The organism is Flavobacterium sp. UBA4854, from assembly GCF_002399805.1.
In the GTDB taxonomy this organism is placed as follows: Bacteria; Bacteroidota; Bacteroidia; order Flavobacteriales; family Flavobacteriaceae; genus Flavobacterium; species Flavobacterium ginsengisoli.
Genome location: NZ_DHEI01000153.1, coordinates 21,050 through 30,852, shown reverse-complemented (window position 1 = coordinate 30,852; position 9,803 = coordinate 21,050). Strand labels below are relative to the sequence as shown.

Here is a 9,803-nt window from a genome sequence, read left to right as displayed (position 1 = left end):
AAGTAAATGGATGGTGCATTGCATGGTAACGACCGCTTTCTTCGTCTAGTTCTAATAATGGGAAATCTACAACCCATAATGGAGCAAATTCTTCAGGATTACGTAATCCTAAACGAGTTGCTAATTCCATACGTAATGCAGAAAGTTGAGCACGTGTTTTGTTTGCAGGTCCAGAAAGAACAAAAATCATATCGCCAGGATTTGCTTCTGTAGCTTTTGCCCAGTTTGCTAAATCGTCTTGATCGTAGAATTTATCTACAGATGATTTGTATGTTCCATCTTCATTACATTTTACATAAACCATTCCAGATGCACCGACTTGTGGACGTTTAACCCAGTCAATTAACCCGTCGATTTCTTTACGAGTATAATTTCCAGCGCCAGGAACAGCGATTCCGACAACTAATTCTGCTGCATTGAATACAGGGAATTCTTTATGTTGTGCAAATTCGTTTAGTTCTCCAAACTTCATTCCGAAACGAATGTCCGGTTTGTCGTTTCCGTATGTTTTCATGGCGTAGTCGTAAGTAATTCGTGGGAATTTGTCTACTTCAATACCTTTAATTTCTTTTAATAAATGTCTAGTAAGACCTTCGAAAATATTCAAAATGTCTTCTTGTTCTACAAATGCCATTTCACAGTCAATTTGAGTAAACTCAGGCTGACGGTCTGCACGTAAATCTTCATCACGGAAACATTTCACGATTTGGAAATATTTATCCATACCTCCAACCATCAAAAGCTGTTTAAAAGTTTGAGGAGATTGCGGTAATGCATAAAACTGACCTTCGTTCATGCGGCTTGGTACAACGAAATCTCTTGCTCCTTCAGGAGTCGATTTAATTAAATAAGGAGTTTCAACTTCGCAGAAATCTAAATCAGATAAATATTTACGAACTTCCATTGCCACTTTGTGACGGAATAATAAACTGTTTTTTACTGGATTTCTTCTAATATCCAAGTAACGGTACTTCATTCTGATATCTTCTCCACCATCTGTTTCATCTTCGATTGTGAAAGGAGGAGTAAGTGCAGTATTTAAAATCGTTAATTCTGAAACTAAAATTTCGATTTCACCCGTTGGAATGTTTTTGTTTTTAGCTTCACGCTCAATTACAGTTCCTTTTACTTGAATTACAAATTCTCTTCCTAGAGTTTTAGCCAATTCAAAAACGGTTTTATCAGTACGACTTTCGTCGAAAATAAGTTGCGTAATTCCGTAACGGTCGCGTAAATCGACCCAATTCATAAATCCTTTATCACGTGATTTTTGAACCCAGCCCGCAAGTGTAACTACGGTATTAATATTTGAAGCGTTTAATTCGCCACAATTATGACTTCTATACATAATCAAAATTTTAGACTGCAAAAGTAAATACAAAATTCAAGATAATATAGTAAAGTGGAAAGTTGATGCAGAATAATTTTAAATATTTTGTTAATTCTCAAATTGGAAAGGTTTAATTTATTTAGTTTTGAGTATCTAAAACTAATTGAAATACCTATGAAAAAACTTTTTGTTGCAGGTTTAGTAATTTTTAATGCTTTGAATATTGCCGCTCAAAGTGGAAATTCTATTAAGTTCACAGCTAAAATAGATAATAGAAATAGCGACACTTTAGTAATTAAAGGAAGAGATTTTGAGAAAATAATTCCGATTGATAAAAAAGGAGTTTTTGTTTCTTCTTTTGATGCTTCTCAAGGATTTTATGTGTTTTATGATGGCAAGGAATCCTCTAATCTATATTTGAAACCAAATTCTGAGATCAATTTAACGCTGAATGCTCAGGAATTTTATAAAACGATTGTATATAAAGGTAAAGGAGTAGAAGAAAGCAACTTTTTAGCGCAGCAAGCTATAAAAAATGAAAACTTTACAAAAGATGCTTTTACCAAAGAACCGAACGAGTTTACTGCTTTGCTTGATGACAAATTGAAATCGGATACAGAAAAAATAGAGAAGAGCGATTTTTCGGAAGATTTTAAAACAACTTTAAAACGCAGTTTTGAAAGTTTCCATCAATTAGCCGCTCGACAGTATGAAAGAGTTTCAAAAGCAAACAAATTTACGGGGAAAGTTTCCCCAGGTTTTGATTATGAAAATTATAAAGGAGGAAAAACCAAGCTTTCTGATTTTAAAGGAAAATACGTTTTTATAGACGTTTGGGCAGTTTGGTGCGCGCCTTGCAGAGCTGAGATTCCTTATTTAAAAAAACTTGAAGAAAAGTATCATGGGAAGAATATTGAATTTGTGAGTATTTCTATTGATAAACTAAAAGACAGTGACAAATGGAGAAAATTTATTGCCGATAAAAGTCTTGGCGGTACACAGCTTTTAGCAGATAAGGATTGGGAATCTGAATTTATTGTTAATTATAATATTACTGGAGTTCCGAGATTCATTTTGGTAGATCCAAGTGGTAATATTCTAAAATATGATGCAGAAAGACCTTCAGATCCAGAATTAGATAAACAGCTTACAGCATTATTGAACTAATTTATTTACGAAATTTACAACGTTATCGTAAAATTTAAATAGTTCTAAAACACCAGTAAAACCAGTGCTTGAGCGCTGGTTTTTTTATTTTATGGATTTTTCCAATGTTAAGTTTTTAATCAATGTTACCAAATTGTTAAGTAAAAGTTTTTTTAATGTAAACAATTAACTATATTTGATAAAGATTTCTTAACATTAAAGACCTAAAGATATGAAAAAGAGTGTAATTTTAGCTGCAATATTGTTCTCTGGAATTGTAGTTGCACAAGAAGGAAAGCCTGAATTAGAAGCTGCTGGGAACAAGGTAAAAGCAACCTATTACTATGAAAATGGTAAAGTGCAGCAAGAAGGCTTTTTTAAAGATGGTAAATTAGACGGTGTTTGGGTATCTTATGACGAAAATGGAAACAAAAAAACCGTTGGAGAATATGCAGACGGAGTTAAAACTGGAAAATGGATTTACTTTAATGAAGACAGCTTGAAAGAAGTTGCTTATGTTGACAACAAAGTAAGTTCGGTTAAAAATTTACAGAAAAATGCTTTAGCAAACAGAAATTAATCATATAATTTCAGTACCAATTATAAAAAGACCGCTTTAAATGAGCGGTTTTTTTATGCCTTTACTTTTTTAGATTTCTTTTTTCTTCCAAACCAAATTACAAATCCGCTGATGGGAAGCGCTGAGGCAATTAGACTTACGATAAAAGCGATAATTTTTCCTGGAAGATTTAAAACTTGTCCTGTATGTATTCCGTAATTCATTTCGACAACTTGCAGTCCTAAACTCTTTTTATCGAATGTCTGACTTTGAATTAGTTTTCCGCTTGACGGATGAAAATAATAATTGCTCTGCTGGTCGTAACGCAATGTGTGCGGATATGCGCCTGTACTCACAATGTCACCTTTTTGTTGTGGAATCATTACAAAGAACATTTCTGCTTTTGGCTGTAATTTTAAGGTTTGAATAAAAGCTTTGTCAATTGCTGTGGCCGAATTTGATTTGAAAGTGGTTGTATCGATTGTAGGCGTTTTTGTCTCGGCTGCTTTGTCTCCGCCGAAATTGAAAGATTTATAAATTCCGTCTCCAACCCATTCGTATGTAAAAGTAAGTCCAGTTATGGCTAGAATTAAAGCAATTAACGAAATATAAAAGCCAGAAGTATTGTGCCAGTCATAATTTACTCGACGCCATTTTGCGGACCATTTTACAGTAAAACTTCTTTTGATGTCGCTTCTTCGTTTTGGCCACCATTGTATAATTCCTGAAATAAGCAATAAAATAAAAATGATGGTCGAAACACCAATAATATGTTTTCCGATATAATCGGGCAGGAGAAGGTACAAATGAATGTATTCTACAATAATAAAGAAATCGGTTTTTGGATTTTCTGTTTTTAAATATTTACCTGTGTAGGGATTGAAATAGAGATATAAATTTTCTGTATCTGAATAGGTATAAACAATTGCCGATCTGTTTTTTCCGTAATAAGCAACCATACTGGCTTTATTCGCAGGAGCAATTTCTTTTGCTTTTTGCTGCAATTCAGATGGTAATAGAAAAGGTTTGTTTTGAGGTTCTACCAAACGCCAATCTTTTCTTGTAATGTCTTTTATTTCATCATGAAAACAAAAAATACAGCCCGTTATACAAACTACAAAAACAATAAGCCCAGAAATTAATCCGAGCCATTTGTGTATAAAACGTATTTTGGTTTTGAATCCCATATTTTGATTAAAAACGTAAAATTATACGCAAAATCAATAGAGGACAAATAAATTGAGCTAATTTTTAAGAAACTGCTTTTTTGGGTTTTAAATGATAAGCTGTATATAATGTAATTGCAGCTAAGAAAATCCAAAAAACGTCGATAAAGAAAATCTGAAATTTGTTTTCTATAAAAGAAGTCCAAAACCAATTTCCAGAAACAATTCCGTTTGTAATTGGAATTAAGAATCCTAAAATACTTCCTGAAACCAAACAGAACTTATTCGTAAAAGCATCATTCTTTTTAATGATGAAGAAAATGGCAAGCAATAGCCAACCTCCAAAATAAAGAGCATATAAATTAGATTGGCTTAAAGGATAGAAAATCTTACTTCCAATAAAAGCTAATGCCGTAATTGGATACATGCTTAAGCAAATTGCCAGATAAATACGAACAACGGCATTGTTGAAACGTCTTTTCTTTTCTGGCATATTATTTTTTTGTCTTGCAACAAGCCAAATCATGACTCCAGAAATAATAACAAAACAGGTTATAATTCCTAAAAGGAAACTTACGATTTTTAAAGCATATCCGCCATAATCGCCAAAATGAATTCGGTACAAAACATTTTTTACAACATCTAGGTAATTAGTTTGGGCAATTGGATCTTTTTTGGCAATTTCTTTTCCATCGGCAATTCTATAAACTACTTTCCCAATTCCTGTAAATTTCTTATTGCTTAAAAGTTCTCCTTCGACCAAAACGTGCATATTGGCATCTCCATAATTCTGGATAAAAACACGAGTAATTTCAAAATCTTTCCAGTTCTTTTTGGTTTTGGCAACTAGCTCATCAATATTAAATGGATTGGCTAACTTTTTATTTTCAAATTTATAATCGGCATCTGTGTATTCTAATTCTTTGTATGATTTATCCTGATCACCATTGTATAAAGCAGCTACGGCTGGTGCTACAATTAAAAGTTTAATCATAAAAAAAGCACCTGTAACGGCATATACAAATTGAAACGGAAGTCCAATCATTCCTAATGCTGTGTGTGCATCTGTCCAAAGTGTTTTTAATTTTTCTTTTGGACGGAAGATATAAAAGTTAGAAACGATTTTATTCCAATGCAATAAAACTCCTGTCACGATTGCGAATAAAAAAAACAGAGCGGTAAATCCGGCTAAATAATATCCGGTAGGATATGGAATTTGCGCCAAAAAGTGCAGACGGTATAAAAGTTCACCAAGAGAATAAGATTCTTCGTAAGTATAAGATTTGTAATTTTTATTGTCTAAATAGAAAAACTCTCCTGCTTGTTGTTTTTTTGGAGCCAATGTGTCTTTGGTTCCTTCCATATAAACAGCAACTCGATTTTCTATTGAAGGTTTAGAAATAGTGATATTTCTTCCGTGCAAAACATATTTTTTATCTAAATGCTGCAGGGCGTCATTGTAATCCAATTGAATTTCTCTTGTGATTGCTGTAGATTCACTTCTTTCCCAATTGATGATTTCATCTCTAAAAAAAGAAAAAGATCCAGCGAAGAAAATTACAAAAAGAACTACACTGATCACGATTCCGCTGACAGTATGTGTATGAAAATAGATATTGTAATGACGGTTATTCATATATATTATTGTGCCGTATTATAGGTTTGACCCAAATAAATAAAAAGACAAAAAAGTAAAGAAAGCAAGATGTAAATTCCCCATATTTTCCAACCGCTTTTGGCTAAAAAAGCAATGATCATTAAGGCAACCCATAAAATAAAACCAGTAAAAGCCATTGTCATTAAAACATTGGCACGGTTAAACCAAGAAGCAAGAGCCAAATGAAAAGTGACAGAAACAAAGTATCCTCCTAAAATTGCAGCAGTAATTTTGGAAAAACGTGGCCAAAAAGAGGGATTTAGATATTTTGAATTTGCTGGCATAATTTGATAATGATTACTGGTAATAGAATTCTGTTAGTGCAATAAAAACCAGTAATGCCAAAAGTAACTTACTGTTTATTTTTTTTAGTGGTGTAAGGATAATGATTAAACTTCCTACGGTCATGAGCTGAATAAAAAACATCAAAGTGCCACAGCCTAGTGATTGCGTAAAAAGCCACATTGCATACGCAGAAAGCAAAAGCATTAAGCCGATGATTTTAGTTGGCTTCGGATTTTTCTGCATCCATTTTTCAAAACCTAAATCATAAGACAAAACAGCTCTTTTTGAAGTGTAATACAACGTGTAAAAAGCTAAAAAAACGATAAGACTGGCAGTTGTAATCATAATCTTTAAAATTTAAAAAAACACCTTTCCTATAAGAGAAAGGTGTTTTTATTATTTTTTATTAGAATCTGTACGCGAAGTTCGCAGATACGCTTCTCATGTTTTTTGGGTGAATTGTTGACCAACCATCGTAAGTATCAACATTAGCAATATTGTCTAATTTTAATGTCAATGTAAATTTCTCCGTTCCGTAGAAAATAGAAGAATTTAAAACAGTATAAGAAGGAATTGTAAACTGACCTACAACATTTCTGTTCATGATTAGGTTTTTGTCAGCATAGTTTCCACCAAAACCTAAACCAAATCCTTGTAAATCTCCTTGAGGAAATTTGTAGCTTGCCCAAAAGTTTGCTGTGTTTCTTGGTCCTGAGCTCTCAGGTCTGTTTCCTACGAACGAAGGATCTCCAGCATTTAACACAGCATCTACATAACTGTAACCAGCAACAATGTTTAAACCAGCAACTGGATTTGCAACGATTTCTGCTTCAAAACCTTTGTTTCTTTGTTCTCCATCTTGGAAAGAAGTTTGAGTTGGTACTCCACCTGTAGAACCATAAACAGTATAAACTTGGTCTGTTACTTTGATATCATAATAGCTAAATGTTGCGTAAACTTTATCTTTAAGAACATTTAATTTAGTTCCGATTTCAAATTGATTAGCGTGTTCTGGTTTGAAAGTTCTTGGAATAACTGCGCCATTTAAACCAGTATCAGTTGTTGGAGCTGTATTGGTAAAACCATCCATATAGTTGGCAAAAATTGAAACTTTGTCAATAATTGGCTGATAAACTAAACCAAATTTTGGTGAAAAAGAAGTCTGGTTAAAATCATCAGCATTTGTAGTAACATCACCAGCAGTCATAAAACGATCTACACGTAAACTTGCCATTGCAGATAATGCAGGAGTAATATTGATTACATCTGATGCATAAGCACTAATAACCTCTTGTTTTGTTTTGTTATTGTTTGCGCCAGCTTCTGCTAAAAGTTTATCAGAACCAGCTTTTGTTAGGATACCACTGTCACCATTTGTAATATATTTTGCAGGATCTGTTATGCCAAATACGTATTGGTTTACAGTTGCTACATCTAAGTTTCCAATATAAACTCTTCCATTTGATACATATCCAGAACCATTATCAACTTGCCCTCTATTAAAGTAATCAAAACCAACAACAATTCTGTTTCTTAAGTTTCCAAGTTTAAAATCACCAATAAAGTTTTGTTGAATATCTGTTGTTAAAGTTGTTGTATCTTGGTAATTCATTGAACGTCCTAAAACAATTCCTTGATTTACTTCTGCAGGAAAATATTGTGTGCCTTCATAAAGATAAGTGTAATACCCTTCAGATTTAGATGATCCTCTTGATAGAACCGTTTGAGAAGTCCATTGATCAGAGATTTTGTAATTCATTTGTCCTTGAAGAGAGTAAGAAGGAGTTTCAATTGCAAGTTCGTTACTTGTATAAGAACGTTTGTTATCATAACCTAATTCATCCATATTATGAACTCTCAGAGGTGCTCCTCTATCTAAAAATAGCATAGTAGGATTCGTCTGTTTGTTGTTCATGAATTCAGTATTAATAAAAAACGAAAGTCTGTCGCTAGCTTGGTAAGATAAAGATGGAGCAAAGAAAAATGATTTTCTAAATCCAGCATCTTGAAAGCTGTTTTCTGTATGATATGCAGTATTAACTCTGAAATTAATTTTGTGTTCATCATCTACAGGAGTATTAATGTCTGCAGTTACACGGTTTAATCCGTAACTTCCTGCTGTATAGCTTACTTCTCCTCCAAAGTGATCATAAGGTTTTTTAGTAGTCAAGTTGATTAAACCTCCGTAAGAAATTAAACTACTTCCAAATAAAGTTCCAGAAGGTCCTTTAATAACTTCAATTTTGTCAATATTTGCAGGATCGATACTTCCGTTATTCAAAGCAGGTAAACCATTTGTCATTGTTGGCTGCACAGCAAATCCTCTTAGAGAGAAATATCCTGCACCGTCGCCACCACGTCCAGTAGAAGCCCAAAGCGGAGATAATCCTGGTGCATTTTTAAGAGCGTCATCTATATTTGTAACAACTTGCTCTTTTAAAAGTTCACCAGTAATTGTAGTATAAACTTGAGGGTTTTCAAGATTTTTAAGAGGTAATCTTGATACTTGTGTTGTTTCTTTACGCGCTAACGGGTTTTTTCTGTTTGAGCTTAAAACAACTTCATTTAATTCTTGAGAGTTTTCACTAATTCTAAAATCCTCAATAATTGAGTCGCCACCATTAAGGTTAACGCTTTTTTCTTTAGAAGAATAACCAATTCCAGAAACTTTGATTACATAGTTGCCTGGTTTAATATTTTTAATTTCATAGAAACCGTTCGCGTCTGTGCTAGTTCCTATTTTTGTTCCTTTCAATATTACAGATACGTTGTCTGCAGCTTGATTATTTGTTAAGCTAATTTGGCCTTTAATAGTTGCTTTTTCTTGAGCCAAAGCTGATACGCTGGTCATTAAAGCAAAACAAAAACTCAAAAAAGAAACTGTAAATTTTAATTTCATTTTTATTTAGAATTAATTTTGATAGTGCAAATTTAATTGTTGGATAGCAACTAAACAAGTTATTCTTATTTATTCTAAATTAAATATTTTTTAAAGGGTAAAATTTACATTTTTTCAAAAAATTAACAACTTAAGCTAAAATTAAGCTAATCTTAAGTAAAAAAACCTGCTCAAATTAATGAACAGGTTTTTATTATTGTCAAAAATTACTTTAAAAATTACAACTCTAAAGCACGTTTAGCGTCGCCATTCATCAATAATTCTACTGGGTTTTCTAAAGCCTCTTTTACAGCAACTAAGAAACCAACAGACTCTCGTCCGTCAATGATTCTATGATCGTAAGAAAGAGCAACATACATCATTGGATGAATTTCAACTTTTCCGTTTACAGCAATCGGACGCTCGATGATGTTGTGCATTCCTAAGATTCCTGATTGAGGAGGGTTAATGATTGGAGTAGATAACATACTTCCAAAAACACCACCATTTGTAATTGTGAAAGTTCCTCCAGTCATATCGTCAACTGTAATTTGACCATCACGAGCTCTTAAAGCTAATCTTTTGATTTCAGCTTCAATTCCACGGAAAGTTAAAAGTTCAGCATTACGAACAACAGGAACCATTAATCCTTTTGGTCCAGAAACTGCGATTGAGATGTCAGCAAAATCATAAGCAATTTTGTAATCACCATCCATCATAGAGTTAACATCTGGATATAATTCTAAAGCTCTTGTAACTGCTTTTGTAAAGAATGACATGAA

General features: G+C 33.0%; 9 protein-coding genes. 2 read left to right on the top strand and 7 right to left on the bottom strand.

What is annotated here, in order from left to right; genetic code table 11:
- The coding region (gene aspS, locus B3J44_RS21995; protein ID WP_286971432.1) for an aspartate--tRNA ligase at positions 1-1,348 on the bottom strand (1,348 nt) is incomplete at its 3' end.
- 156 nt (positions 1,349-1,504) lie between these two features.
- Between aspS and B3J44_RS21990 the strand changes: the two genes are divergently transcribed.
- Positions 1,505-2,497, top strand: coding sequence for a TlpA family protein disulfide reductase (locus B3J44_RS21990; protein WP_286971430.1), 993 nt, complete (start codon positions 1,505-1,507; stop codon positions 2,495-2,497).
- Between the two features lie 211 nt (positions 2,498-2,708).
- Complete coding sequence (locus B3J44_RS21985; protein ID WP_198854876.1) at positions 2,709-3,056, top strand: toxin-antitoxin system YwqK family antitoxin; 348 nt, start codon at positions 2,709-2,711, stop codon at positions 3,054-3,056.
- Positions 3,057-3,109: 53 nt separating this feature from the next.
- Here B3J44_RS21985 and B3J44_RS21980 read toward each other — a convergent pair whose 3' ends face one another.
- The 6 genes from B3J44_RS21980 to B3J44_RS21955 form a co-directional block, all read right to left on the bottom strand.
- Positions 3,110-4,222 (bottom strand): PepSY-associated TM helix domain-containing protein, encoded by a 1,113-nt coding sequence (locus B3J44_RS21980; protein WP_286971428.1) that lies wholly within the window; start codon positions 4,220-4,222, stop codon positions 3,110-3,112.
- Positions 4,223-4,286: 64 nt separating this feature from the next.
- Positions 4,287-5,837, bottom strand: coding sequence for a PepSY-associated TM helix domain-containing protein (locus tag B3J44_RS21975; protein WP_286971427.1), 1,551 nt, complete (start codon positions 5,835-5,837; stop codon positions 4,287-4,289).
- Positions 5,838-5,842: 5 nt separating this feature from the next.
- Positions 5,843-6,142: a hypothetical protein gene (locus B3J44_RS21970; RefSeq protein ID WP_198854873.1), complete on the bottom strand. Its 300-nt coding sequence runs from the start codon at positions 6,140-6,142 to the stop codon at positions 5,843-5,845.
- A gap of 13 nt (positions 6,143-6,155) precedes the next feature.
- Positions 6,156-6,488, bottom strand: coding sequence for a hypothetical protein (locus B3J44_RS21965; RefSeq protein WP_278019839.1), 333 nt, complete (start codon positions 6,486-6,488; stop codon positions 6,156-6,158).
- A gap of 61 nt (positions 6,489-6,549) precedes the next feature.
- Positions 6,550-9,042, bottom strand: coding sequence for a TonB-dependent receptor (locus B3J44_RS21960; protein ID WP_286971426.1), 2,493 nt, complete (start codon positions 9,040-9,042; stop codon positions 6,550-6,552).
- 218 nt (positions 9,043-9,260) lie between these two features.
- Positions 9,261-9,803: 2-oxo acid dehydrogenase subunit E2 (locus B3J44_RS21955; RefSeq protein WP_286971425.1), on the bottom strand; the 543-nt coding region annotated here is incomplete at its 5' end.